Source organism: Chryseobacterium sp. WLY505, assembly GCF_030846215.1.
GTDB lineage: Bacteria > Bacteroidota > Bacteroidia > Flavobacteriales > Weeksellaceae > Chryseobacterium.
On record NZ_JAVCWI010000008.1, the window covers coordinates 56,615 to 80,127 of the forward strand.

General features: G+C 37.0%; 24 protein-coding genes. 18 read left to right on the forward strand and 6 right to left on the reverse strand.

Going from position 1 to position 23,513, the window contains the following annotated elements; genetic code table 11:
- The first annotated feature begins 44 nt into the window (after positions 1-44).
- Positions 45-1,976, forward strand: coding sequence for a M1 family metallopeptidase (locus RAH34_RS16140; protein WP_306596794.1), 1,932 nt, complete (start codon positions 45-47; stop codon positions 1,974-1,976).
- Between the two features lie 69 nt (positions 1,977-2,045).
- Here the strand turns inward: RAH34_RS16140 and RAH34_RS16145 are convergent, their stop codons facing one another.
- Entirely contained in the window at positions 2,046-2,924 is an 879-nt protein-coding gene (locus RAH34_RS16145; protein WP_306596795.1) for a cupin-like domain-containing protein, read from the reverse strand.
- 158 nt (positions 2,925-3,082) lie between these two features.
- On the opposite strand from RAH34_RS16145, the gene kbl reads away from it, so the two are divergent.
- The 5 genes from kbl to gldG all read left to right on the forward strand — a co-directional run bounded on the left by kbl (position 3,083) and on the right by gldG (position 7,936).
- Complete coding sequence (gene kbl / locus RAH34_RS16150) at positions 3,083-4,279, forward strand: glycine C-acetyltransferase (protein ID WP_079241073.1); 1,197 nt, start codon at positions 3,083-3,085, stop codon at positions 4,277-4,279.
- A gap of 174 nt (positions 4,280-4,453) precedes the next feature.
- Entirely contained in the window at positions 4,454-4,912 is a 459-nt protein-coding gene (locus RAH34_RS16155) for a hypothetical protein (protein ID WP_306596796.1), read from the forward strand.
- Positions 4,913-4,921: 9 nt separating this feature from the next.
- Positions 4,922-5,473, forward strand: coding sequence for a CopD family protein (locus tag RAH34_RS16160; RefSeq protein ID WP_114820617.1), 552 nt, complete (start codon positions 4,922-4,924; stop codon positions 5,471-5,473).
- Between the two features lie 59 nt (positions 5,474-5,532).
- Positions 5,533-6,261: an ABC transporter permease gene (locus tag RAH34_RS16165; RefSeq protein ID WP_306596797.1), complete on the forward strand. Its 729-nt coding sequence runs from the start codon at positions 5,533-5,535 to the stop codon at positions 6,259-6,261.
- 4 nt (positions 6,262-6,265) lie between these two features.
- Positions 6,266-7,936 carry a gliding motility-associated ABC transporter substrate-binding protein GldG gene (gene gldG, locus RAH34_RS16170; RefSeq protein ID WP_306596798.1) on the forward strand — a complete coding sequence of 557 codons (1,671 nt, stop codon included), beginning with the start codon at positions 6,266-6,268 and terminating at the stop codon, positions 7,934-7,936.
- Between the two features lie 270 nt (positions 7,937-8,206).
- On the opposite strand, the gene RAH34_RS16175 is transcribed toward gldG, so the two are convergent.
- The 3 genes from RAH34_RS16175 to RAH34_RS16185 all read right to left on the reverse strand — a co-directional run bounded on the left by RAH34_RS16175 (position 8,207) and on the right by RAH34_RS16185 (position 10,239).
- Positions 8,207-9,025: a DUF2314 domain-containing protein gene (locus tag RAH34_RS16175; protein WP_306596799.1), complete on the reverse strand. Its 819-nt coding sequence runs from the start codon at positions 9,023-9,025 to the stop codon at positions 8,207-8,209.
- A gap of 36 nt (positions 9,026-9,061) precedes the next feature.
- Positions 9,062-9,691 (reverse strand): hypothetical protein, encoded by a 630-nt coding sequence (locus tag RAH34_RS16180; protein ID WP_306596800.1) that lies wholly within the window; start codon positions 9,689-9,691, stop codon positions 9,062-9,064.
- 119 nt (positions 9,692-9,810) lie between these two features.
- The gene (locus RAH34_RS16185) at positions 9,811-10,239 is read right to left on the reverse strand and encodes a DUF4268 domain-containing protein (RefSeq protein WP_114820612.1); all 429 of its coding nucleotides are present in this window, start codon (positions 10,237-10,239) and stop codon (positions 9,811-9,813) included.
- A 152-nt stretch (positions 10,240-10,391) separates the two neighbouring features.
- Here RAH34_RS16185 and RAH34_RS16190 point away from each other — a divergent pair, with 152 nt between their 5' ends.
- The 4 genes from RAH34_RS16190 to RAH34_RS16205 all read left to right on the forward strand — a co-directional run bounded on the left by RAH34_RS16190 (position 10,392) and on the right by RAH34_RS16205 (position 12,346).
- Positions 10,392-10,799, forward strand: coding sequence for an Rrf2 family transcriptional regulator (locus RAH34_RS16190; RefSeq protein WP_114820611.1), 408 nt, complete (start codon positions 10,392-10,394; stop codon positions 10,797-10,799).
- Between the two features lie 89 nt (positions 10,800-10,888).
- On the forward strand, positions 10,889-11,086 hold the full coding sequence (locus RAH34_RS16195; RefSeq protein WP_306596801.1) for a hypothetical protein: 198 nt from the start codon (positions 10,889-10,891) through the stop codon (positions 11,084-11,086).
- Complete coding sequence (locus RAH34_RS16200; RefSeq protein WP_306596802.1) at positions 11,080-11,967, forward strand: sulfite exporter TauE/SafE family protein; 888 nt, start codon at positions 11,080-11,082, stop codon at positions 11,965-11,967. The genes RAH34_RS16195 and RAH34_RS16200 overlap by 7 nt, the downstream gene beginning before the upstream one ends.
- A gap of 88 nt (positions 11,968-12,055) precedes the next feature.
- Positions 12,056-12,346, forward strand: coding sequence for a putative quinol monooxygenase (locus RAH34_RS16205; RefSeq protein WP_047376912.1), 291 nt, complete (start codon positions 12,056-12,058; stop codon positions 12,344-12,346).
- 134 nt (positions 12,347-12,480) lie between these two features.
- On the opposite strand, the gene RAH34_RS16210 is transcribed toward RAH34_RS16205, so the two are convergent.
- Both RAH34_RS16210 and RAH34_RS16215 read right to left on the reverse strand, forming a co-directional pair.
- Entirely contained in the window at positions 12,481-13,773 is a 1,293-nt protein-coding gene (locus RAH34_RS16210) for a T9SS type A sorting domain-containing protein (RefSeq protein ID WP_306596803.1), read from the reverse strand.
- A 195-nt stretch (positions 13,774-13,968) separates the two neighbouring features.
- Positions 13,969-14,775, reverse strand: coding sequence for a T9SS-dependent choice-of-anchor J family protein (locus tag RAH34_RS16215; protein WP_306596804.1), 807 nt, complete (start codon positions 14,773-14,775; stop codon positions 13,969-13,971).
- A 95-nt stretch (positions 14,776-14,870) separates the two neighbouring features.
- On the opposite strand from RAH34_RS16215, the gene RAH34_RS16220 reads away from it, so the two are divergent.
- The 8 genes from RAH34_RS16220 (at position 14,871) to RAH34_RS16255 (ending at position 23,482) form a co-directional block, all read left to right on the forward strand.
- The gene (locus RAH34_RS16220) at positions 14,871-16,976 is read left to right on the forward strand and encodes a TonB-dependent siderophore receptor (RefSeq protein WP_306596805.1); all 2,106 of its coding nucleotides are present in this window, start codon (positions 14,871-14,873) and stop codon (positions 16,974-16,976) included.
- Positions 16,977-16,992: 16 nt separating this feature from the next.
- Positions 16,993-18,108, forward strand: a complete 1,116-nt coding sequence (locus RAH34_RS16225) for an HmuY family protein (RefSeq protein WP_228411956.1) — start codon at positions 16,993-16,995, stop codon at positions 18,106-18,108.
- A 21-nt stretch (positions 18,109-18,129) separates the two neighbouring features.
- Entirely contained in the window at positions 18,130-19,008 is an 879-nt protein-coding gene (locus RAH34_RS16230) for a hemin ABC transporter substrate-binding protein (RefSeq protein WP_306596806.1), read from the forward strand.
- Positions 18,992-20,032: an iron ABC transporter permease gene (locus RAH34_RS16235; RefSeq protein ID WP_306596807.1), complete on the forward strand. Its 1,041-nt coding sequence runs from the start codon at positions 18,992-18,994 to the stop codon at positions 20,030-20,032. The genes RAH34_RS16230 and RAH34_RS16235 overlap by 17 nt, the downstream gene beginning before the upstream one ends.
- Positions 20,032-20,805 carry a heme ABC transporter ATP-binding protein gene (locus RAH34_RS16240; protein ID WP_306596808.1) on the forward strand — a complete coding sequence of 258 codons (774 nt, stop codon included), beginning with the start codon at positions 20,032-20,034 and terminating at the stop codon, positions 20,803-20,805. Before RAH34_RS16235 ends, RAH34_RS16240 begins: the two co-directional genes overlap by 1 nt.
- A gap of 2 nt (positions 20,806-20,807) precedes the next feature.
- Positions 20,808-21,458, forward strand: coding sequence for a class I SAM-dependent methyltransferase (locus tag RAH34_RS16245; RefSeq protein WP_306596809.1), 651 nt, complete (start codon positions 20,808-20,810; stop codon positions 21,456-21,458).
- Between the two features lie 4 nt (positions 21,459-21,462).
- Complete coding sequence (locus RAH34_RS16250; RefSeq protein ID WP_306596810.1) at positions 21,463-22,491, forward strand: hemin-degrading factor; 1,029 nt, start codon at positions 21,463-21,465, stop codon at positions 22,489-22,491.
- 118 nt (positions 22,492-22,609) lie between these two features.
- The gene (locus tag RAH34_RS16255; protein ID WP_306596811.1) at positions 22,610-23,482 is read left to right on the forward strand and encodes a ChaN family lipoprotein; all 873 of its coding nucleotides are present in this window, start codon (positions 22,610-22,612) and stop codon (positions 23,480-23,482) included.
- Positions 23,483-23,513: the final 31 nt, after the last annotated feature.

Consider the following 23,513-nt stretch of genomic DNA (forward strand, 5'->3'; position numbering starts at 1 on the left):
TTGATTAAAAGGTTTTTTTTATATTTGATTAAATTTTTCTAAACATGACAAAATTGTACCTGTTGGTGTTGGGATTTGTATTATTTCAACCATTTTATGGCCAGAAGTATGAGCAAAATACCGATATGAAAGGATTGATCGAAAAAGAGAAAAAATCCTTTACTCAGAAAATGAATATTGGGAATACGAATCCCAATACATTAAATTACGATCTACAGTATCAAAGAATGGATGTGAGCCTGGATCCTGCGGTATATAATATCTCCGGATCAGTGACTTCTCATTTTAAGCCTAACCAGAATATGGGAAGTATTTATTTTGATCTTTCCAATTCTTTAACGGTTTCTCAGGTGAAGTATCATGGAACCAACATTACAAGCTTTCAGCAGCTTCCTTCAAAAGAATTGAAAATTGATTTTCCGGCTTCCATTCCTGCCAATACACTAGACTCCCTTACTATTTATTATGCAGGCGCACCATCTACAAGTAATGATGCTTTCAAAACTGCTCTTCAAAGCGGAACTCCGGTACTTTCTACTTTGAATGAACCTTATGGGGCCCAGGACTGGTTTCCTACCAAGCAGAGCTTAAATGATAAAATTGAAAGATTTGATTTTAAAATTACGACACCATCCAATTACAGTGTAGCCGCTAATGGAAAACTGATGTCTGAAACTTTTCCTACAGGAAGTACCAAACTGACGTTCTGGAGAACAATGTATCCTACGCCGGCCTATCTGATCGCACTGTCGATTACCAATTTTGTTAAACTTACAGACACCATTGGTAATCCTCCGTTTCCTTTTGTGAACTATATCTATCCGTCCACAAATTCAAATGCAACGAGCATTGCGAATATTAATTGGACAAAGCAGGTAATGGATACTTTTGAAACCTATTTTGGAACTTATCCTTTCCGTAATGAAAAATACGGACACATGGAATTTATGTATGGCGGAGGAATGGAGCATCAGACGATGTCTTCCATGGGTGGATGGAGCAAGCAGCTGATTGCCCATGAGCTTACTCACCAGTGGTTTGGAGATAAAGTAACCTGTGGCGCCTGGAATGATATCTGGCTGAATGAAGGTTTTGCAACTTTTGGAGAACATCTTGCCAATGAAAAACTATTGATGACCAATACAGAATTTTTGAATTACCTACAAGGTCAGTCCAGCTACATTACCGCAAGTACAACAGGAACGGTGTATGTACCGGATTCCGGACTTTCCAGCATCAACAGAATATTTGACAGCAGATTGTCTTATGCTAAAGGAGGATATGTTTTGAGAATGCTGAAGTGGATTTTAGGTGACGCTGCATTTTATCAGGCACTTAAAGATTATCATGCAAGACCGAACCTTGCCTACAGCTATGCACGTACTGCTGATTTTAACGCTTCTTTGCTTCAGTCTACCGGAAAAGACTTTACAGAATTTTTCAATGACTGGGTGTATGGCGAAGGATATCCTACGTATACCATCAAGTGGATGCAGGGCGGAAATCAGGCTTTATTCAAAGTTTCTCAGACGCAAAGCAGTGCTAACGTAAGCTTTTTTGAAATGCCTTTACCGATTAAAGTAACCGGAACTGCAGGTCAGACAGCTTACTTTGTCCTTAATAATACATCCAATAACCAAAGCTTTTTACAGTCGGTAACATTCCCGATAGCAAGTGTTCAGTTTAATTATGAATATCAGATTCTTGAGAAAAATTCTACGGTGATTCAGGATAATACGTTAAGTGTTTCTTCTGTTGAGAAAGAAGGTTTTGGTTTGTATCCGAACCCTGCCAAAAATGAAATTAATCTGAAAGGTATTAACAAAGCGGTAGATTTTACCATTCATGCCATAGACGGAAAGCTGGTTGGAAGAGGAACATATCAGCCAGGTAAAGCGATTGGAATTGCAGAATTGGTTCCCGGAGCTTATTTCATTACGATTGATGAAAAGAATATCAAATTTATCAAACATTAAAAATGACAAACGGTAAAGTATGAATGATTACTTTTACCAAAATCAATCATAATATCACCAAAGAAGCTTTCAGATTTGAAAGCTTCTTTGTTTTCTTGCTGCTCTGGCTCCTCTTTTTCTGGCCGTTTTCACTTTGTATTCAAACCATTTTTCTTTGAATACTTTTCGCATGAGATTATCAAAATGTCTGGTAATGACCAGGTTTTTAAATCCGCGCCATTTTTCAAGCGGACTAGAGGGAAGTGCCCTTACCGATATGGAATATCCTTCTGTATCATATTGAATATAATGCCACCAGCCGGAAGGAATATAGAGGGTTTCTCCGGGATGGATAATAGCTTCATAACCATTTAAATAAAGTAGAGCCGGATATTTTCTGTAATCGGGATTTTTAATTTGAGCCAGACTGTGGAAATTGTAGGGGAGTTTATACATAAAATCAGACTGTTCCCAGGGGAATAGCCAGATTCTTTTGATTCCCTGGAATTGGGTGATAAAAACGTGCGACATATCGATATCAATATGATTTCTCGTAACAGAACCTTCACCTCCAAAAAACATAAAGGGAAGCCATTTCAGTATTTTACCATTCGTAACATCATTGTAGATAATGTCGTTCTTAAGCTCAGGTTTTATTTTTAATAAATTAAATAAGAAGAGTCTGTGTTCAGTAGGAGCAGATTGAATCAGATCAAGATACTCTGAAAACGTAGTCTGTGCAATAGGATCACTGGCGACTCTGTCCAGGGAATCAAGCTCACTACCGTAGATATTCACCCTATGATCTCCTGCAATTTCTTTGAAATACTCATAATTCCACTTTTTGAAAGCTGGACTTTCCGGATGCACAAAGTCTTCCATAATAATCGGAACTCCTGGCTTCATGTGGTTGTTGATAAAGGTTTCTGAACTGATCATCTTTATTTTTTGTACCGGCTTTAATCTCATGCATTAAAATTTTAAACAAATATAAATATTATCCTACTAAATTTGTAGACTAATAGTGTTAAAAGTGAAAGTCCTCTCAATTTTTTAGAATTAAACTTATAAAGGGTTTTATTTTACTGCCTTTTTAGTAAATTAGCACATCTAAAAAATTACTAAAAATGATCTCTGAAAAATACCTTCAACATTTACAGAACGAACTTCAGAATATTGAGAATGACGGACTTTACAAAAGAGAAAGAATTATCACCTCTCAGCAGAGTGCAGAAATAGAAGCTAATGGAAAAAAGCTTTTGAACTTCTGTGCAAACAATTATCTGGGATTATCTAACCATCCGGAAGTGATGAAAGCTTCTCAGGAAATGATCCAATCTCATGGATACGGAATGTCTTCTGTACGTTTCATCTGCGGAACACAGGATATTCACAAGGATTTGGAGAAAAAGATTGCTGATTTCTTAGGTCTTGAGGATACCATCCTTTACGCAGCAGCATTTGATGCCAACGGAGGTGTTTTTGAACCATTATTTACAGAAGAAGATGCTATTATTTCAGATGAACTGAACCATGCATCAATCATTGATGGTGTTCGTTTGTGTAAAGCAGCGAGATACAGATATAAAAACAATAATATGGCTGATCTGGAAGCTCAGTTGATTGCAGCTTCTGAAAAAAATCACCGTTTTAAAATCATCGTTACAGATGGAGTATTTTCAATGGACGGTATTGTAGCAGACTTAAAAGGAGTTTGTGACCTTGCCGATAAATATGATGCTTTGGTAATGGTAGATGATTCTCACGCAACAGGTTTCATCGGAAAAACAGGCCGTGGAACTCACGAAGCTAATGAAGTAATGGGTAGAGTAGACATTATCACTTCTACTTTAGGAAAAGCTTTAGGAGGAGCTTTAGGAGGATTTACTTCCGGTAAAAAAGAGATCATTGATATGCTGAGACAGCGTTCAAGACCTTATTTATTCTCCAACTCTCTGGCACCTGGTATCGTAGGAGCTGCTTTGAAAGTATTGGATATGATTTCTGATGATACTTCTCTTCGTGATAAAGTAATGGAAAATGCAGAATATTTCAGAACGGAAATGAAAGCGAAAGGCTTTGATATTCCAGATGGAGATGCTGCTATTGTTCCCGTAATGCTTTACGATGCACCGCTTTCTCAGAAAATGGCTGAAAAGCTTATGGATGAAGGGATCTACGTTATCGGATTCTTCTATCCTGTAGTACCGAAAGGAAAGGCAAGAATCAGAGTACAGTTATCTGCTGCCCACACCAAAGAACATCTGGATAAAGCGATTGCTGCTTTTGAAAAAGTTGGAAAAGAATTAGGAGTGATCTCTTAATTATTGAATTGGGTACAGCAATGAAAATATAATGTTCGGCTCGGGCAGCTTTGCTGCCCCGAGCCGAACTATTTTTTTATATAAATCTGTTTTTGATTGAGATTTTATAATCAAAATAAATTTATTTTTAACAATTATATAATAAGCTTATCTTTGCGCATAATTTTCAATGAAATGTTTTTTAAATCCAAGTATATAGTTGAATTTTCAAAACCAAAAGAGGAAATTTTAAATGATATAGATAAAAATTTATCTAAAAAGTTCTTTGATTGGAACAAATTTTTCGTAGGAAAGGTATCTGAGAATAGTTTTGATATTAAGTTTAATTATGATAAAATGTCTCCTTATTTTAAGGGAAAGTTTGTTGCAAAAGAAGATAAACCGGAAACTATTGAATTAACCGTATACAATGGTGTTCTTTCCATTTTTGGAAATATTTTAGGAATAATAGTTATGTTGATGTTTGCAATCGTACTTTTTCAGCAGGAAAATTATTTATGGCTTGCTTTGATCTTCATTTCTATTTTAATTGTTTTATTTGAACATGTTCGGATTAATAACGCAAAAGATAATTTTTTTGAATATTTGAAAAAACTAGATACTTTTAGTAAGATTGTTCCTGTTAAAAAATAGAATTAAAAAATGCTTTACACAATAATCAAAGCGCTGCACATTATTTTTATGGTAAGCTACTTTGCGGGAATTTTTTATCTCGTGAGGATTTTCGTTTACTATAAAGATACCGATGAATTTCCGGAAGAAAAAAAGAAAATTCTGAGAGAGCAGTACACTTTTATGGCCAGAAGGCTGTGGAATATTATCACCGTTCCTGCGGGGGTAATCATGGCCGTTTGCGGATTGGTCATGATCTTTTTAAATACCGGGCTGATGAAAATGCCGTGGTTTCATTTGAAACTGACCTTCCTTATCGGGCTTGCTATTTACCATTACTGGTGCTGGAAAAAAGTCCTTCATTTAAAAGAATTACATGGAGATACCCTGCCGATTGCCAATATCAAACTGAGACAGGCGAATGAAATTGCAACATTCATTCTGTTTCTGGTGGTATTCACCGTTATATTAAAATCAATGGTGATCGAATATTGGTGGCAATTAATTGCAGGATTTTTCGTTCTTGTATTGCTGATCATGATGACAGTGAAACTGGTTAATAAAAATAAAAAAAACAAATAATTGTAGAGTTGGGCGTATGTCTTGAAACATGCATCCTTTTTACATCTTACAAAAAAACTATGATTGCAATTTTAAAGAAAGAACTTTGGAGTTACTTTGGAAACTGGAGTGCATGGGTGATTATTGCCGCCTTCAGTTTGATAGCAACCCTTTTCCTGTTCTTTTTCGACAACGATTCTAATATTTTTGAGATCGGAATGGCCTCGCTTCAGAGCTATTTCGTATTGGTTCCATGGCTGTTGATGTTTATCATTCCGGCACTTTCCATGAAAACTTTTGCGGAAGAACAGCAAACCGGAACATTAAACTGGCTTTTCTCACAATCGTTAAAGGTGTCAGAACTGGTAGCCGGGAAATTTCTTTCCGTATGGATCGTTGGGATTTTATGCCTAATTCCCTCTTTAATTTACCTTTATACAGTCTATGTTTTGGGAGTTCCTGCCGGAAATATTGATTTGGGAATGACTTTCGGAAGTTATATTGGACTGATAATCTTAATCGCAGCGTTTTCAGCAGTAGGAATCCTGGCATCTTCATTATCACAGAATCAGATTATGGCTTATCTGCTGGGCGTTTTCATGTGCTTCATCATGTATTTTGGAATTGAACAGCTGGCGAGTTATAAACTATTGGGAGGTGCAGATTTTATCCTCCAGAATATTGGTTTCTATCAGCATTTCTTAGGCTTTACAAGAGGGCTTATTGATTGTAAGGATGTTGCCTATTTTGTGCTGGTTATCGGGGCTTCATTAGTATTGTCTAATCATTTTATTAACAAAAAGAAGTAGAATCATGAAGAAGTTCAATGCTAAATCTCCACTGGGAATTTTCTTAATTGTAATTGTTCCTTTAGTGATTATCCTTACTTATTCGGGAATCAGATTAGACTTAACAAAAGAAAAAAGATATACCCTTTCCGATAACACCATAAAAGTACTGGAGTCTGTAAAAAAGCCTCTGACGGTTGAAGTGTATCTGGAAGGAGACTTTCCCGCAAGTTTCAAACAGCTGCAAAGCGAAACGAAATTTATGCTGGAAGAATTCAGAAAAATTAATCCGAAGATCGATTTTAAATTCATCGATCCTATTAAAACCAAAATGTCTCAGGACACTTTGATGGCAATGGGAATGCAGCCGTCTATTCTTCCGGATGTAAAAGATGGAAAGATCTCACAGATCACCCTTTTCCCTTACGCTGTGATTAAACATGGGAACGACGGAGTTTCTATCCCGTTAGTGGTACAGCAGGCAGGAATCGATGCTGATCAGCAGCTGACAAGATCTATTGAAGGACTGGAATATAATCTTGTTTCCAACATTAAGAATATTGCAGCAGCCAAGAGAAAGAAAATCGGAATTCTGGTCAACCACGATGAATTGAATCCGGACGAGTTTCAGGGATTTGTACAGCTAGCCATGGAAAACTACGATGCAGGACCTATTATTCCTAAAAATCAGACGGAACTTTCAGTAGAAGATATTCCGCTATTAAAGCAGATGAGTGCTTTGGTGATTGCAAAACCAAGAAAAGCTTTTACAGATAATGAAAAAGTAATTCTGGACCAATACATCATGAACGGAGGAAAAACCCTTTGGATGATTGATGCGGTGAATGCTGAAATGGATACCTTAACAAGATCCAAAAAAGTAATGCCTTTCCCGGTTGATATCAATATGACGGATTTCTTTTTCAATTACGGACTGAGAATCAATCCCGCATTGGTAAAAGACGTTAAAAAGTTTGCCCTATTAAGACTGGTTACAGGAGAAGTGAGTGGAAATCCTCAGTACACAAGCTTACCCTGGCCTTATTATCCGCTTGGAATTGCTGAAAATAATAATCCGATCACAAAAAATATTAACCCTGTAAAATTTGAATTCCCGACTTCTATTGATACATTAGGAGGGAGAAAGAATATCAAAACAAAAGTTCTTTTCGAATCCAGTGAAAGAACATTATTGAAACAGGTACCCAACTATGTGGATCTGAAAGAAATTGCAAGCGTAGACAGTCTTGGACAAATGGAAAAACCAAGTACTCCAAAGATCTTCGCTGTAGCATTGGAAGGAAAATTTAACTCTGCCTACGCATCAAGAATTGAAAGAAAATCTTACCCTGGATTCAAAACATCCAGCCCGGAAAACAAAATGATTGTGATTGCAGACGGAGATGTAGGAAGAAACAAAGTGATCAAAGGTAAACCACTTCCTTTAGGTGTAGACCTTTTAACAAACGAGCAGTTTGGAAACGAACAGTTCCTTAGAAATGCTTTGGATTACCTTCTTGATGACAGCAACCTGATGGAGCTGAGAAACAGAAACATTGAAGAAAGGCTTCTTGACAGACAAAGAATTACTGAAGAGAAATCGACCTGGCAATGGATCAATTTACTGCTTCCATTGGCTATTATCGGTCTTATCGGAGGATTGTTCTTCTGGTTAAGGAAAAAGAAATTTGGATAAAACATAAAAAATTCCGGAAGAAAATCTTCCGGAATTTTTATTTTAACAACTTAGCATTGAGTAGTTATTAAGACTTATAAAAAATGTTGAACATATTAAAAACCATTAAGAAGCATTTAAGAAATAAAGTATAGTTAATAAGATGAATCATTCTGATTTTAAGCTTAAAGCGAAGCTTATCTTAATACTCTCAACAGCTTAATACAATCTTAATGTTTCAAAAATAAAAGTTTAAATAAATTCTGAGTTAGAATAGTCTTAATTAATAATTTATCCTTCCAATACAGGAATAAGGTGTTCCCAGTTCAGCTGTTTTGCATAATCTAAAGCCGTTTTTCCTTTTTTAGACTGGATGTTTCTATCCGCTCCGGCTTCTAAAGCAATCTGTACAGTGGTTAGATTTCCTGCAATGGTTTCTTTATGAAGAAGCGTCAGTCCGTCTTCATCAGCTTGGGTGAGTTCATCCGGATATTGTTGTAAAAACTTTACAAATTCCTCCTTCATATTTTTACTCATCGGATGTTCGATAAGATTTTCGGGATTTTCCTTCTGATTATTGACCACAAGGATATCATTAAAGTCCCCAAAATCCAGCTGCCATGCATTATCGTGTTCTTTTCTTTCTGCATCAGACATATCAGCACGCATTTTCTGGATGGTAAATCCTCCGTAAGCTTTCGGAAGAGGTGAGGATGAGGATGAAAATAATTTGGAAAGTCCTTTTGGTTTCTGTACACTCGGAGTGATGGCAAAAAGCCAGTCACTGATATTTTGTAAAGGAATTTCTACATAATCACCCACCTGGATGTTCTTAAGACTATTAGGTTCATTAATAAGATATCCTCTCACGTGATCTCCGTCAAAGAATATTTCATTAATCCACATATGTTCTACCAGACTTTCTCCGGTTTCTTCATCCTGTTCTTCAAAAGCTGTTTTAACGCATGATACATTAAGTCCGGGAATGATTCTTCTGTATTCCCAGGACTGTTCACGCCAGAAATACTTAAAGGTTTCCTGAGCTTTTCTGTACGCTTGAATCATTTCCGGATCATTTCCGTCTGCAAAAAAAATTGGGTTCTCTTCCATTTAATAATCGGGTTGTGGTGTGTTAAAGAATATAGATTACTGCTGATAGGCTTCTTTTGGGAGTAAGGCTGCAGTTTTGTAATAGCTGATGTCAGTGGAAATCTGTGACTGAAGGTCCTGGAAAGTGTCATAGTCATAATGAATCCAGTTTTCTTCATGATCCGGATCCGGAGTTTTGTCTACAGCCAGTTCCAGTTTTCCGTCTTCCTGATAACTGCATTCAATAGCTGCGTATTTTTCGCCGTTTTCGTCGTTGGTATACCAGCATTTTATGGTTCTTTCAAGCTGCGGTTGATCCGTTTCGTTATCGATCACCTGTGAACAGATAAAGTTTTCAGGATCATCGGTTTTGAAAACAGTTTTTGAAATTAAGGGCAGATCGTCTACGGATAATGAATAAAGCTTATTGGTAGAAATAATAAACCCGTCGGTAGTTTCTTTTTTTTCAATGTCAAAAAAGTCAGATTTTTCTTTAAGATAATCCACTACCTGCGCTTCGTCTTCTTCGTCACTTAAAAAATAATTGATGTTGTAAACACTGTCTTCATTGATGAATTCAATTTCTTTCAGGAAATCGGAACCTTCCTCATAATAATACAGATGATATTCGCTTAGCTTCACAGCTTTACTTTTAGAGATGATTTCTCCAAAAATGTTTTTGTACACTTTTCTCATTTTTAATCATGTTAGTTTGTTTCATCTATTAGTTTAAGTGGTAGGGCAAAGATAAGTTTTTCTTTTTTTATCATCTCGAAGTATAAAGAAGTATTTATTTCGTAAGTATTCTATATATCCTTTATAAAATCCTCATATTCGTAATAAAACCTTTCGAAACCGTCCATTTTGTCCACAAAAAATTCAAAAATTTCTTGCCAGGTGTTTTTGTTAAAAATAGAAACATTATGTTTTTCAATCCAGATCCTGCTGATGACCTTGCCGTTTTCAAGAGTAAAATATTCTTCTTTCTGAAAATCTCCAATAAAATCTTTTAAGATATCCTCTAAAGACCAGATTTTCTCGTAGTAAGCATTTCTGAAGATTTCATCTTTCATTTCGATATCCAGAGAAACTTCTGCTTTTTTGTTGTCGGCAGAAAATTTAAATGCCATGTCCTTGATTTTGGTGTCATAAAGAATCCATTTTCTGGGAAAAGATCTTCCAAAAGCTGTCCAAAATTCCTTTTTTAATTGCTGTGCTTCTTGTTTACTGAACATATGGCAAACATAATGATTTAATAGGAGAAAGGCAAAAGTGTGGTACCTAAAACCGTAAAATTACGGATAGACAAACCTGCCTTTTTATTCCTTTATTATTGCTGTTTTCAGGTCTTTTTCAAATATTAAACAATTTTCGTATTTTTGCTCTAATGCTTTCAAAAAAATCTCAATATGCGTTTAAGGCGCTTTCATATCTTGTAGAAAAAAGAAATGAAGGCCCGATTCTTATTTCTGAAATTGCGGAACATAAAAAGATTCCTTTAAAGTTTTTGGAAAACATCCTCCTTGAATTGAAAAAAGCGGAAATCCTTGACAGTAAAAAAGGAAAGGGTGGTGGCTATTTCTTAAAAGAAAACCCGGAAAATGTGAAACTGGCAAAGATTATTCGCCTTGTGAATGGTCCTATTGCAATGCTTCCCTGCGTAAGTCTCAATTTTTATGAAAAATGTGAGGACTGCAATGAAGATCACTGCGGACTTCATGACGTTCTGATAGAGGTTCGGGATGCTTCACTGAATATTCTGGAAAGTAAAACTTTAATGGATCTGGTTGATTAATCTGATCCTTTTTTTTTGAATTAATAGTCTACTTGTTTTGTAGGATAAATATTTTATCAGATATTTGCATTACTTCAAATGAATAAACTATGATTTCAAAAGAAGAGGTAACCCAATTACAAAAGCTTACGCCCTCTATTACTGCAGTGCATTCCGTGGCTGCATGTATTATATCCGGAAAGATTTCCTCACACAGAACTACAGAAAACATCCCAACTTTAAATATCTCAATGGTCAATGATGCTAATGATGAAGGAGTATGGACTAAAACGGTTGTGATATGGTGATTTCAAGAAAAATTCAGATAAGGTTGAATGTCCTTTTGGTGACAGCTGCTATTATATCCATTGCTGTTTTCTCCATGTACGAACTGGGATATCTGGAAGAACTGCAGATCATTCTGGCCAAAGACAATTACATTTTTTACTGGATGCTTCTGGTAGGTGTATTTGCGGAAATTGTTGCAGGTTCCATGGGAATGGGGTATGGTGTAATCTGTACCACAACTCTAATGTTGCTCAATATTCCACCGCATATTGTAAGCGCCAGTATTCATTCTGCGGAAAGTTTTACCACGGCTGCGGGAAGCCTCAGCCATATTAAATTGAAAAATGTAAGCAAAAGTCTGGTGAAGAAACTTGCTATTCCGGCTGTTATTGGTGCTGTTATTGGTGCTGTATGCCTTACTTATCTGGGAGAATATTATGCGAAAATCACGAAAACGCTTATTGCTTTTTACACTTTATACCTTGGATTCCAGATTCTTTCGAATGCTTTTAAAGAAAAACAGAGTAAAGCATTGAAAAGGAAAACCAATCTAACCAGGCTGGGCGTGATAGGAGGCTTTATAGATTCGTTTGCTGGTGGAGGCTGGGGACCTTTGGTAACCGGAACATTGATTAAAAATGCATTCACCCCAAGATTTGCCGTAGGAAGCTCTACCGTAGCCAAGTTTATTCTTACACTAACCGCTGCCATTACCTTTTTCTTTACCTTGGGAATCCAGCACTGGAATATTATTCTCGGACTTTTAATCGGTGGAATTATTACCGCTCCTTTTTCCGCCATGCTTACCGCAAAGCTTCCTGTAAAGAAAATGTTTGTGATTATCGGAACTCTGGTGATTGTAATGAGTTCTATAACTATTTATAAATCAGTTTTTAATTAAAAATTACACTTGGTGTGGAAAAATAAAAGGGTTAAAAAGATATTCGGTTTTGAAAATATTTTACTTTTACATCACTAAATATTAGAACATGAATTTACATATCATTGCACTTTTTAAGTTTAATGAAAATTATCTGATGGACGCTGTAGAGCTGTTTCAGAACCTTGTGAAAGAAACAAGAAAAGAAGAAGGCTGTCTGCAGTACGATCTTATTGAAGATAAAGATAATAAAGGAACTTTCTTCCTGATCGAGCTTTGGGAAAGCGTTGAGCACCACAACAGACATAACGGCCAGGATCACCTGCTAGACTTCCGTAAAGACGCTTCCAAAATTATGGAAAGCTCTGCAGAGGTTTATAAGGGATTTAAAATATATTAATATTGATGGACTTAAAGATTTAAATATTTAATGATTTAAAGAAGAATCTTATATCAATAGAAAATAAAAGGCGGTTTCAATATTCTGAAACCGCCCTTTTATTAGAAAAAATAGAAAGTATTAAAATAGAAAGATTATTTTACGATAAGCTTTTTCGTCTCCGAATGGCCACCGTAAGTAATTTTTACAAGATAATTTCCTGATGGAAGGGTAGAAAGGTTCAGGTCCTGCTTGTAGAATCCTGCCTGGTTGGTAAGTTCATCTGAATATACCTTTTTCCCGGTAAGATCATAAACTTCTACATTCCCTTTGTTGCCTGCTTTTTCTTTAACATCAAAAAGAACAGTTACTTTTTTATCCGCTGTGGTAGGGTTAGGGTAAATACCGAAAGAGGCTTTTTTTCCTACTTCAGTAATTCCTAACGTTTCCGTGATTTTTTTGTATTTGAAGTACATATTTCCTGTACTGGCTCCACCATTGGTAGTGAAGTACATTCTGTAATAGTCGTTTCCTTTTTTAACGTAATATACCACATCACTTTTTACGGTCCCGATTCCTTTCCATGAATGTCCTACAGTAGTAATATCTGATGAGAAACTTGTACTGGCAGGAATGGCATATGCTGCTGTTTGCTGCGTTTCAGGCTGTACCATTGCTACTTTTACATTCGGGCTTTGAATGGCTCCTGAAAGAGGGTACATCTGCACACCCATATAGAATGTATAATATTTGGTGAATACAAAATCCCATGCCGTTCTGGAAGGCTCAAGATTTGGAACTTTTTCTCCGGTATCAAAAGAGAAATAGTTGAAATAAGAATCATCTGTACCGTTAGCTAGCGTTCTTGTTTCCGTAGCTCCCCATGATGTACCGTTCCATTTTGAATACTTGAAGGTATATCCTGCAAAAGCATCTTCAATAGCAAACTTGATGTAAGTTCCTGAAGCATATTTTAAAACAAAAATAGCTTTCCCCTGAATATGGTGGTTTACCGGGTTATAAACACCCCATCCTGTAGAAGGGATATTAGGGTTTGGAGAGGTTACAGGTCCCTGTTCAAAAGCTCCCTGGCTCCAGTCAGTGGTCTGGTCCGGATTATAAAGAGGATCGCCCCAGGAAGATTCATTGCTGATATTAATATTATCCCAATCGGCTAAATTGGTAGAAGCAGTGAATACTTCAATATCTTTAGCATCATTGACTCTTGATCCGAATGCATAGTTTGAGTTTCTATAAAAAGCAATATCCCAGGTATTGGCTGGCTGAGAAACCATATTACCATCTGCAAGATTCACAAATACACGGTTTTGGTATCCACTTCCCATGGTCATATTTACCTGTGAATATCCCAACGCGTCAGTCTGCGCCAAAATAGTCTGCTGAACAGACAGTGCCAGTACTGATGCCAATAATAGTTTTGTTTTCATAATTTATTTTTTAAATCCTTATTTAGAATGATTCCACAAAATTATATAATTATTTTTAATCAGTCTAAATAAAAAAATGATTTTTATCGTGTTTTTATTTTAATTCTCATGATAAACAGAGAAAATTGGGTATAGAAAAAGCCGGAAGGAGTGATCCCGCCGGCTTTAAAAAGGCAAATAATAGTCTAATAAACCTTATTTTTTGATGAATTTTGATTGGATTGTTTTTCCTTCTGCAGTTTCAATATTCATATAATATATTCCTGTCTGAAGCGTGCTGATATCAAATCTTTGTCCGTTCAGTTTTCCTTCTGCTGCTTTTTGTCCTGCTGCAGAATAGATCTGAATGTTTTTAGGATCTTTTTTGACAATGAATTCTATTGCAGACTGATCAGAATTTAAGGCAAATCTGAAATTTTCTGTTGATTTATTGTTGTCTGATACACCTAAGGAAGCAGTCGTGTTATACACTACATTATCTACCTGGATTGCTACGTGAGTAGCAGTAGGAGTGAACTTAAATACAATGTATGAGCCTGTGGATGCCGGAATATTAACACTGATATTCTGTACTGTACCAATAACCGAAACATTAATAGGACTTCCTACAGGAACGAAAGTTGACATATCTGCAGGGTTGGATGCTACTCCTATCTGAATGCTTCCCGGACCAGGAGATGGAGATACCAGGGTAGTATCAAAAGTCAGAGTTTTATTTCCTGTTGGAGTTTCAATCTGTGGAGTAATCAGATAAGAAGAACCTGTTGCATTGTTTCCTGCATACGACTGAACGAATCTGTTGGAATCTCCTGCTACAATCATTCTTGGAGGTACAGGAGGAAACTCACCTGTTATCGGTGCAACGATGGCAGACCATCCAAACTGAGGGAAAGTAGTATTCCCAGCGGTAAAATTGTTGAAATTTTCATTGATGTTAGATATCTGAGCATTCGCCGTTAAGGCTGTAAACATCAGAGCTCCTAAAAGTAATTGTAATTTCATGAGATTATTTTTATTTAGAATTATTCCACAAAAATATACAATTATTTTTAATGAGTCTAAATAAAGTTTTATATTTGCTGAAAATTTGTACCCTTATGAAGAAGAAAGTGCTTTCCGTTCTATCATTATCCGTGGCCTTATGGATCAATGCACAAGAAAAGGATTCTCTTAATCAAAAGAAAATTGAAGAAGTTGTTATTACAGGACAGTACATGCAACAGTCTATTAACAAATCTATCTATAAGGTTGATGTTATTGATGCAGAACAGATTAAAAATATGGCAGCGACAAATGTTGCCGAGGTTTTAAATCAAAGTCTGAATATACAGATCACGCCGGATACGCGTTCAGGAAATTCCACCGCAAACATCATGGGACTTAACGGAGACTATGTGAAAATTCTTATAGACAATATACCGGTAGTAGGGGATACAGGACTGGGAAGTAATATAGACCTTACCAAAATTACACTAAGCAATATCGAAAGAATAGAAATTGTAAAAGGAAGTATGGGGGTTGAATATGGAAATGGTGCCGTTGCCGGTGTCATCAACATTATTACAAAGAAAACAAGCACAAAAAAAGTAAGTGTAAGAGGTTCATTGCAGGAAGAGACCGTAAGGGACAACTACGATCTTAAGAAGAGGGGGAACGGCAGACATATCCAGAATCTTAATGTAGATTATAATATCAACAGTCAATGGTTTGCAAGCATCAATTTCAATCATAACCAGTTTATGGGATATGAGGGAGAAAGCAAAGGTTACAAATATTTCGGACAGGATAACCAAAGAGGATATGAATGGAACCCGAAAGATCAGTATGATGCTTCTGCTCTATTAAGATATACCAAAAATAAAACGACATTCTTTTACAAGTTATCTTATCTTGACGAAAAATTCAATTTTTATAATCCGGAGGTGAACAGAAATCCTCTTAATGATGGTTTGGGTGGAGTTGCCTACGAAAGCAGAGATAGAAGATACAACACAGACCGATGGATTCACCAGTTCAATATTCAAACCAATCTGGGACACATCCGATACATGGGAGACTTCTCGTACCAGAATCAGGATAGAAAATATTACGACTATAATTACGATATCCCGAACAGGCAAATCAAAAGCCGTCAGGACGAAAAGTCTTACTATAAGACAGATGTCATCTATTCAAGAGGGATGTTCAGCAACTTCCTCGATAGCAAAATTTTTGATTTTCAGTTAGGATATGAATTAGACTATACCAATGGCTATGCTGCTTTAATTGCCGGAGATTTCTTTGGTGAAGCGGTAAAAAGAAAGATCTTCACTTATTCCAATTTCCTTTCTGCAGAATGGAATGTGTCAGACAAATTCTCTTTAAGACCGGGAGTAAGACTTTCTCTTAGCGAAAACTTTAATAATCAATACAACTACTCTTTATCAGCAAGATATAAAACCTCTGAGAATTCAAACCTTAGAGCAGTGGTAGGATCGGCTAACCGCTTTCCAAAATACGATGAGTTGTACACCTATTTTGTGAATCTTAACCATGATGTACAGGGAAATCCGGACTTGAATCCTGAAAAGGGATTCTCTGCAGGACTTTTCTGGAATCAGAACTTTTCAGCAGATAATGGCTGGAAGATCGCTTATGGAGTAGACGCATTATACCTTGATGTACGTGACAGAATTGAAATGGTGATGATTAAAGAGCCGTCCACCTACAAATATATGAACCTTAATACCTATAAAAATCTACTACTCTCCGCTAATGTAGATTTCAGAAAAGATCAGTTTGCCCTGTCTTTAAGAGGATCAGTAAACGGAACATCAGTATCGATGATTGATTTGAAATCTTCTTCCCCAACAGACTTTCAGTATCTGGTACAGGCAGGCGCTTCAGCAACTTATAAACTGAAAAGTACCGACACTAATTTTGCCCTGTACTACAAATTCACAGGTCCGGACAGAATTTATGTATCCGATGGAGCTAATGACTTCCGCCTTGGAAAAATAGATAGTTTCCATATGATGGATTTTATTGTAAGCCAGCCTTTCTGGAATAAGCACTTTGAAATTTCAGCCGGGGTGAAAAATATATTCGATGTCACAAGATTAAACTCTACTGCAGTGGCAGGTTCAGCCCATACCGCTGCGAACGGGTTTGTTAATTTATATTATGGCAGAAGCTATTTTGCCCGATTAATGTTTCAATTTTAAATAATACGTTACGATTATGAAGTATCTAAAAATAGTATCTCTTCTTTCTATCATGGCCGCCACACAGTCATGTCTTTCTGCAGACGAAGATCCGGTTCCGGTTCCTCCTATGACAGGGTCTGAAGTAAGTGTGCAAGTTGGCGGTCCTACAGAACCTAATCAGGTTTGGATCGATTTAAGTGACTATACCAATCCTGCGGTCAACAGCAGAACAGACTGGGACCTTGGTTTTTACAGTGGCGATGCCTACAGAGTGATTATGAACGGATCTCTTGCGATGACGGTAATCAAAATACCCAACGCTTCAGACATCAGTAAAGTAAAGGAAACTGATATTTCAAGTTTAAAAGATATTGCCCAGGTAGGAACATTTGATGCTGCCAACATGAAGTATGTTGACAATCCGAACGGAGACTTCTTAAATCAGACTTCAGGAATTGATGCCATCCACGAAAATGATGCTGATAACCCAGTGTATCTGATCAATCTGGGAAGAGAAATACCTTCTTCTGCCAATATCGGAGCTGGTTCCGTTTCATTGTCCGGTGATCCGAGAGGATGGAAAAAAATTCAGATCCTGAGAGCGCAGAATGGCTATAAAATCCGTTATGCCGATGTGAATGCAACAGGAACAGATATCAAAGAATATCTTATTACCAAAGATACAGAATACAACTTCTCATTCTTTAACCTGAAAACAGGAACTCCGGTAAAAATTCAGCCTAAGAAGAAAAAATGGGACATGGTGTTTACGACATTTACCAATGAAGTATTCATGGGACCTACAACAAGTGCCGGAAGTTATTTTTATGCTGATTTTGTAGCAACCAATACCCTGAATGGAGTAGGTGCTTATCAGGTAACGGTTACAGGAAGTCTTGATGCTGCTTACAATGCTTTTAAACTGAAAGATGTAGAGCCTGCAAAATTTGTTTTCAATGACCAGAGAGCGATTGGTGATAAATGGAGAACTACTACCGGTACCGCCTCCAATCCTGTTCCTTTTGTATATGCAGACCGTTTCTTTGTATTGAAAGATGCTGAAGGTTTTTATTTCAAGCTGAGATTCAATACCATGAAAAATACAAAAGGAGAAAGAGGGTACACCAATTTTGAATTCGAACCTTTATAAATAATCAAATAATAGTATATCATGAAAAAATTCATCCTTGCCGCTTCTGTTCTTGTAGCAGTATATTCTTGCAAAAAAGCAGAAGCAGGAGCAAAAGAAAATACTACAGAAGCTAGTTCTGAAGCACCAAAAACCAACAATAAAATAGTAACACTAAACGGAGGAATTACTGAAATCGTAGCTGCTTTAGGCCACGAAAAAGAAATCGTTGCAACGGATGTAACCAGTACTTATCCTGCTTCTTTAAAAGCTACCGCTAAAGATTTAGGACACATGAGATCAATGACAATTGAGCCGATCATGGCTGTAAACCCTACTTTGATTCTGGCTTCTGATAAAGATATCAACCCGGAACTAATGGGGAAAATCAAATCTTCAGGAATTAAAACGGAAGTTTTCAAACAGGAATATACGGTTGAAGGAACTAAAAAACTGATCGAACAGGTAGCAAAAGCGATCGGAAATACAGATTATCAGACATTAAATGATAAAATTGATGCTGACCTTAAACAGGTACAGCCTATCGCTAAAAAACCAAAAGTATTGTTCATCTACGCCAGAGGAAATATGCTGATGGTGAGTGGTAAAAATACCCCAATGGCGTCATTGATTACCCTCGCAGGTGGAGAAAATGCAGTCACTGATTTTGAAGATTTCAAACCATTGACTCCGGAAGCGGTTGTAAAAGCTAATCCTGATGTATTATTCTTCTTCGAAACTGGTTTACAGGGAGCAGGAGGAAACGAAGGAGCGCTAAAAATGCCGGGAGTATCTCAGACCAATGCAGGTAAAAACAAGAAAATCATTGCAATGGACGGAGGTTTAGTATCAGGTTTTGGACCAAGAGTAGGAGAAGCAGCAGTAGGATTAAACAAACTTTTAATTGAAAGCACAAAGTAAACTATACTTTTATCTTATCATAAGTGCAGTACTGCTTATCATTATAGCGGTACTGTCACTTAATACAGGAGTTTATGATTTCGGAGAAAACTCTCCGTTCAGGGCTCTGTGGCAATTTATAAAAGGAGATTCCGGTTTATCACTCAGTGATAAATATGTGATTTGGGACGTAAGAGCAGCCAGAATTATCATGGCCATTTTAATAGGAAGTATGTTGTCGGTTTCAGGAACGAGTCTTCAGGGGCTTTTCAAGAATCCTCTGGCAACGGGAGATTTAATAGGACTTACATCCGGAGCAACGTTGCTGGCAGCTATTGCGATTGTTTTAGGAGGACATTTTAAAGAATATCTTCCTGAAGCTGTACAATTTTCACTGGTAGGAATAGCAGCTTTTATCGGTTCTTTTTTATCAATGATGCTGGTGTACAGGATTTCAACAAGCGGAGGAAAAACAAATGTAGTGATGATGCTGCTTACCGGAGTTGCGATAACGGCTATCGGGTTTTCGATAACCGGGTTTTTGATCTATATCTCAAAAGATGAGCAGCTGAGAGATCTTACTTTCTGGAATTTAGGAAGTCTGGCAGCCGCTACATGGACGAAGAATATCATTCTGGCTATTGTTGCAATGATTGCTTACATTATTTTACTTCCAAAAGGAAAAGCATTGAATGCAATGATGCTGGGAGAGAAAGATGCACAACATCTGGGAATCAATGTGGAAAGACTGAAAAAGCAGATCATTATTATCGTGGCTTTAATGGTGGGTAGTTGCGTGGCATTCTCAGGAACCATTGGCTTTGTAGGTCTTATTGTACCTTATATTTTAAGATTGTTATTCAAATCCAATTATACCTTTATTTTGCCACTATCGGCGATGTGCGGAAGCATTTTGTTATTGACAGCAGATACCTTCAGCAGAAGTATTGTAGCACCATCAGAGCTACCGATCGGAATTTTAACAGCCTTAATGGGAGGCCCTATTTTTATCGCTATTTTGGTTAAATTTAAAAAATCACTGTAATGATCAAGGCACACCAGATTAATTATAAACATAAAGAATTCCGGATTCTGGACGGGGTAGATGTCTCTCTGGAATACGGTGAATTCTTGGCCATTGTAGGACCCAACGGTGCAGGGAAGTCAAGCCTTCTGAGCGTGTTGGCAGATGAAGTGAAATCCGGACATAACACAGTTTTGTTTAAAGATAAACCTATTAAAGAATGGAATATCAAAGAACTTTCAAAACACAAAGCCAAGTTCTCACAGCACAACAGCAACGATATTCCGCTTGAGGTAAAAGATGTGATCATGATGGGACGGTATCCCTATTTCGATGCCCAGCCCGGAAAAGAAGATCTTGAAGCCATGAATAATATGATGTACGAAACCGATATTTTTCATCTGAAAGAAAGAGAATACAACACCCTTTCAGGAGGAGAAAAGCAGCGTGTACATCTATCAAGAGTGATGGCACAGCTTGAAAACGAGATCACCCACAAACTGGTTTTTCTGGACGAACCATTGAATAATTTAGATATAAAACATCAGTACAAAGCATTGGAAATTATCAAAAATTTCACCAAAAAAGCCAACAGTGCTATTGTCGTTTTGCATGATCTGAACCTTGCTGCACAGTTTGCAGATAAGATTTTATTAATGAAATCAGGACAAGTCTCTGCCTATGGAACTCCAGAGGAAGTTTTTACTGAAGAAAATATCAGCAATGCCTATAACTTCCCCTGTACCATCTGCGGACACCCTATTACGAATAACCCAATGATCATTTTTGGATAACCATGGAAAAAGACGAACTCAAAATCCTCGCACAGAATCTTGCCAATCCTCAGGGTGAAAGAGGCATCGAGATTGGTGAAATGATGAATGCTACCAACATCAGCATGACGTTGGAAAGTATCAAAACATTGGTGATAGAAGATGAGCAGCAGATCCTTGAAATAGGACACGGTAATGCCGCCCATCTGAAAAGTATAATGAGTCTTGCCAAAAATCTCAGATACACAGGAATAGATATTTCTGAAACCATGCACAATGAAGCCAAAAGGCTCAACAAAGAATTTGAAAGCGAAGCAGATTTTGTTCTGTATGAAGGCAAAAGGCTTCCTTTTCGGGATCGATCTTTTGATAAAATATTCACTGTAAACACAGTCTATTTCTGGGAAAATCCGGTTGAATTTTTAAATGAAATCTACAGAGTTTTAAAAGATGACGGAACATTTGTTCTTACGTTCGGACAAAGAGAATTCATGGAAAAACTGCCGTTTACGGAGTATGATTTCACCTTGTACAGCAACAGTGAAATGGAAGAGCTGGTCTCCAAAAGCCAATTTAAAAGAATGAAAACTTCTGAAAGAGAAGAAGAAATAAAAAGTAAAACAGGAAACGAAACCATACGAAGAATTTATACAATTTTAACCATAAAAAAGTAAAGTAATGAGCACATTAGTTAATGATTTAAAGGAAAAATGGGAAGCTCTGAAAGCAGAAAATCCACATATTAGAATAAGAAATGCTGCAGCACAGCTGGAAGTAAGTGAGGCAGAATTATTGGCAACAAGCATTGGAGAAGGCGTTACGGTCCTGAATCCGGATTTCCAGGGAATCCTTACAGAAGCCGGGCAATTAGGAAAAGTAATGGCGCTTACCCGTAATGATGAGTGTGTTCATGAAAGAAAAGGAACTTACCTGAACGGAGATTTCAGCAGCCCTCATGCACAGCTTTTTGTGGGTGAAGATATCGATCTCAGAATTTTCCTTAACCACTGGAAATTTGCTTTTGCCGTACAGGAAGGAGAGAAGAAAAGCCTTCAGTTTTTCGGAAAAGATGGTCTGGCACTTCACAAGATTTATTTAACGAAAGACAGTAATGAAGCTGCTTTCGATGCGATCGTAGAAAAATTCAAAGCAGAAGATCAGAATCAGGTACTTGTTTTTGAAGCAGTAGCTCCAAAACAGGCTGAAAAAGCAGATTCAGACATTGATGTGGAAGGATTCAAAAAAGCATGGACAGAACTGAAAGATACTCATGATTTCTTCATGATGACCAGAAAATTTGGAGTAAGCAGAACGCAGGCATTAAGATTGGCTCCGGAAGGATTTGCCAAGAAAATCGATAATGCTAAAGTAGTGAACATCCTTGAAGATGCTTCTGAAAAAAATACACCGATCATGGTTTTCGTTGGAAACAGAGGAATCATTCAGATCCACACAGGAAATGTGAAGAAAACACTTTGGCACCAACAATGGTTCAACGTGATGGATCCTGATTTCAACTTACACCTTGATGTAACGAAAATTGCTGAAGCATGGATCGTGAAAAAACCAACTGAAGACGGAGAGGTAACGGCTATCGAAGTATTCAACAAAGAAGGAGACTTCATCGTTCAGTTCTTCGGAAAAAGAAAACCTGGAATTCCTGAGCTTCAGGAGTGGAAGGACCTTGTAGCCGCATTAGAGAAATAATAATTAGATGATTTGAATGAGACCGTTTTGTTTGTAAAATTCAAAGCGGTCTTTTTTATTGCATGCGGCCTATGGGTGACGAAATATTTGTGTAATTTGTGATTAAATATAAAATAAAATGAAACATATTTTCATAGCGATACTTTTTGCCGGTTTCTGTTCATTAAAGGCACAGGATTTAAAAGCGTATCAGTTTTATGATAAAAAAGGAAAAGAAGTGAAGACAGAAAAGCTGGTAAAAGAACTGGCAGATTATGATGTGGTCTTTTTTGGTGAAAATCATAACAGTTCTATCAATCACTGGCTTCAGCTTAAAATTACGGAAGCGCTGTTTGCCAAAAAGAACGGACAGCTGATCTTAGGAGCAGAAATGTTTGAAAGAGACAATCAGGCACAGCTGGATCAATATTTAAACGGAAAATTTGATGCTAAAACTTTGAAAGATTCTGCCCGTTTATGGAACAATTATGCAACTGATTACAAGCCTTTGGTTGATTTTGCGAAAGATAAAAAGCTGAATTTTGTTGCTACCAATATCCCAAGAAGATATGCCTCTCAAACCGCAAAAGAAGGTCTTGAATCCTTGAATAAATTAAGCGAAAAAGAGAAAGCCTACATTGCACAGCTGCCGATTAAAGTGACTTTAGACACTCCCGGATATCCGGAAATGAAAAAGATGATGGGAGATCATGCAGAAGGAACTAAAGTGATGAATTTTATTTCAGCTCAGGCTACAAAAGATGCTACAATGGCTGAATCTATCCTGAAAAGCTATCAGGCCGGAAAAACCTTCATCCACTACAACGGGAACTATCACAGCAAAGAATTTGGTGGAATTTATTGGTACCTCAAACAGAAAAATCCTAACCTGAAAATGGCAGTAATCTCCGTTTTTGAATCAGACGATCCTGAATTGAAAGTACCAGCGAAAGATTATATCCCGACAGACTTCAATCTTATTATTCCGGGAGATATGACGAAGACTTTTTAATTTTTTCACAAAAGTGTCATTCTGACGAAGG

What these genes read in the sequence shown, in the direction of transcription:
- RAH34_RS16205 (WP_047376912.1), top strand. Translation starts at nt 12,056, where the DNA reads ATGAATTTACATATCATTGCACTTTTTAAGTTTAATGAAAATTATCTG.
- RAH34_RS16255 (WP_306596811.1), top strand. Translation starts at nt 22,610, where the DNA reads ATGAAACATATTTTCATAGCGATACTTTTTGCCGGTTTCTGTTCATTA.
- RAH34_RS16145 (WP_306596795.1), bottom strand. Translation starts at nt 2,924, where the DNA reads ATGAGATTAAAGCCGGTACAAAAAATAAAGATGATCAGTTCAGAAACC.
- RAH34_RS16165 (WP_306596797.1), top strand. Translation starts at nt 5,533, where the DNA reads ATGATTGCAATTTTAAAGAAAGAACTTTGGAGTTACTTTGGAAACTGG.
- RAH34_RS16190 (WP_114820611.1), top strand. Translation starts at nt 10,392, where the DNA reads ATGCTTTCAAAAAAATCTCAATATGCGTTTAAGGCGCTTTCATATCTT.
- RAH34_RS16175 (WP_306596799.1), bottom strand. Translation starts at nt 9,025, where the DNA reads ATGGAAGAGAACCCAATTTTTTTTGCAGACGGAAATGATCCGGAAATG.
- RAH34_RS16215 (WP_306596804.1), bottom strand. Translation starts at nt 14,775, where the DNA reads ATGAAATTACAATTACTTTTAGGAGCTCTGATGTTTACAGCCTTAACG.
- RAH34_RS16155 (WP_306596796.1), top strand. Translation starts at nt 4,454, where the DNA reads ATGTTTTTTAAATCCAAGTATATAGTTGAATTTTCAAAACCAAAAGAG.
- RAH34_RS16200 (WP_306596802.1), top strand. Translation starts at nt 11,080, where the DNA reads ATGGTGATTTCAAGAAAAATTCAGATAAGGTTGAATGTCCTTTTGGTG.
- RAH34_RS16245 (WP_306596809.1), top strand. Translation starts at nt 20,808, where the DNA reads ATGGAAAAAGACGAACTCAAAATCCTCGCACAGAATCTTGCCAATCCT.
- RAH34_RS16210 (WP_306596803.1), bottom strand. Translation starts at nt 13,773, where the DNA reads ATGAAAACAAAACTATTATTGGCATCAGTACTGGCACTGTCTGTTCAG.
- RAH34_RS16160 (WP_114820617.1), top strand. Translation starts at nt 4,922, where the DNA reads ATGCTTTACACAATAATCAAAGCGCTGCACATTATTTTTATGGTAAGC.
- RAH34_RS16195 (WP_306596801.1), top strand. Translation starts at nt 10,889, where the DNA reads ATGATTTCAAAAGAAGAGGTAACCCAATTACAAAAGCTTACGCCCTCT.
- RAH34_RS16140 (WP_306596794.1), top strand. Translation starts at nt 45, where the DNA reads ATGACAAAATTGTACCTGTTGGTGTTGGGATTTGTATTATTTCAACCA.
- kbl (WP_079241073.1), top strand. Translation starts at nt 3,083, where the DNA reads ATGATCTCTGAAAAATACCTTCAACATTTACAGAACGAACTTCAGAAT.
- gldG (WP_306596798.1), top strand. Translation starts at nt 6,266, where the DNA reads ATGAAGAAGTTCAATGCTAAATCTCCACTGGGAATTTTCTTAATTGTA.
- RAH34_RS16185 (WP_114820612.1), bottom strand. Translation starts at nt 10,239, where the DNA reads ATGTTCAGTAAACAAGAAGCACAGCAATTAAAAAAGGAATTTTGGACA.
- RAH34_RS16225 (WP_228411956.1), top strand. Translation starts at nt 16,993, where the DNA reads ATGAAGTATCTAAAAATAGTATCTCTTCTTTCTATCATGGCCGCCACA.
- RAH34_RS16230 (WP_306596806.1), top strand. Translation starts at nt 18,130, where the DNA reads ATGAAAAAATTCATCCTTGCCGCTTCTGTTCTTGTAGCAGTATATTCT.
- RAH34_RS16240 (WP_306596808.1), top strand. Translation starts at nt 20,032, where the DNA reads ATGATCAAGGCACACCAGATTAATTATAAACATAAAGAATTCCGGATT.
- RAH34_RS16220 (WP_306596805.1), top strand. Translation starts at nt 14,871, where the DNA reads ATGAAGAAGAAAGTGCTTTCCGTTCTATCATTATCCGTGGCCTTATGG.
- RAH34_RS16250 (WP_306596810.1), top strand. Translation starts at nt 21,463, where the DNA reads ATGAGCACATTAGTTAATGATTTAAAGGAAAAATGGGAAGCTCTGAAA.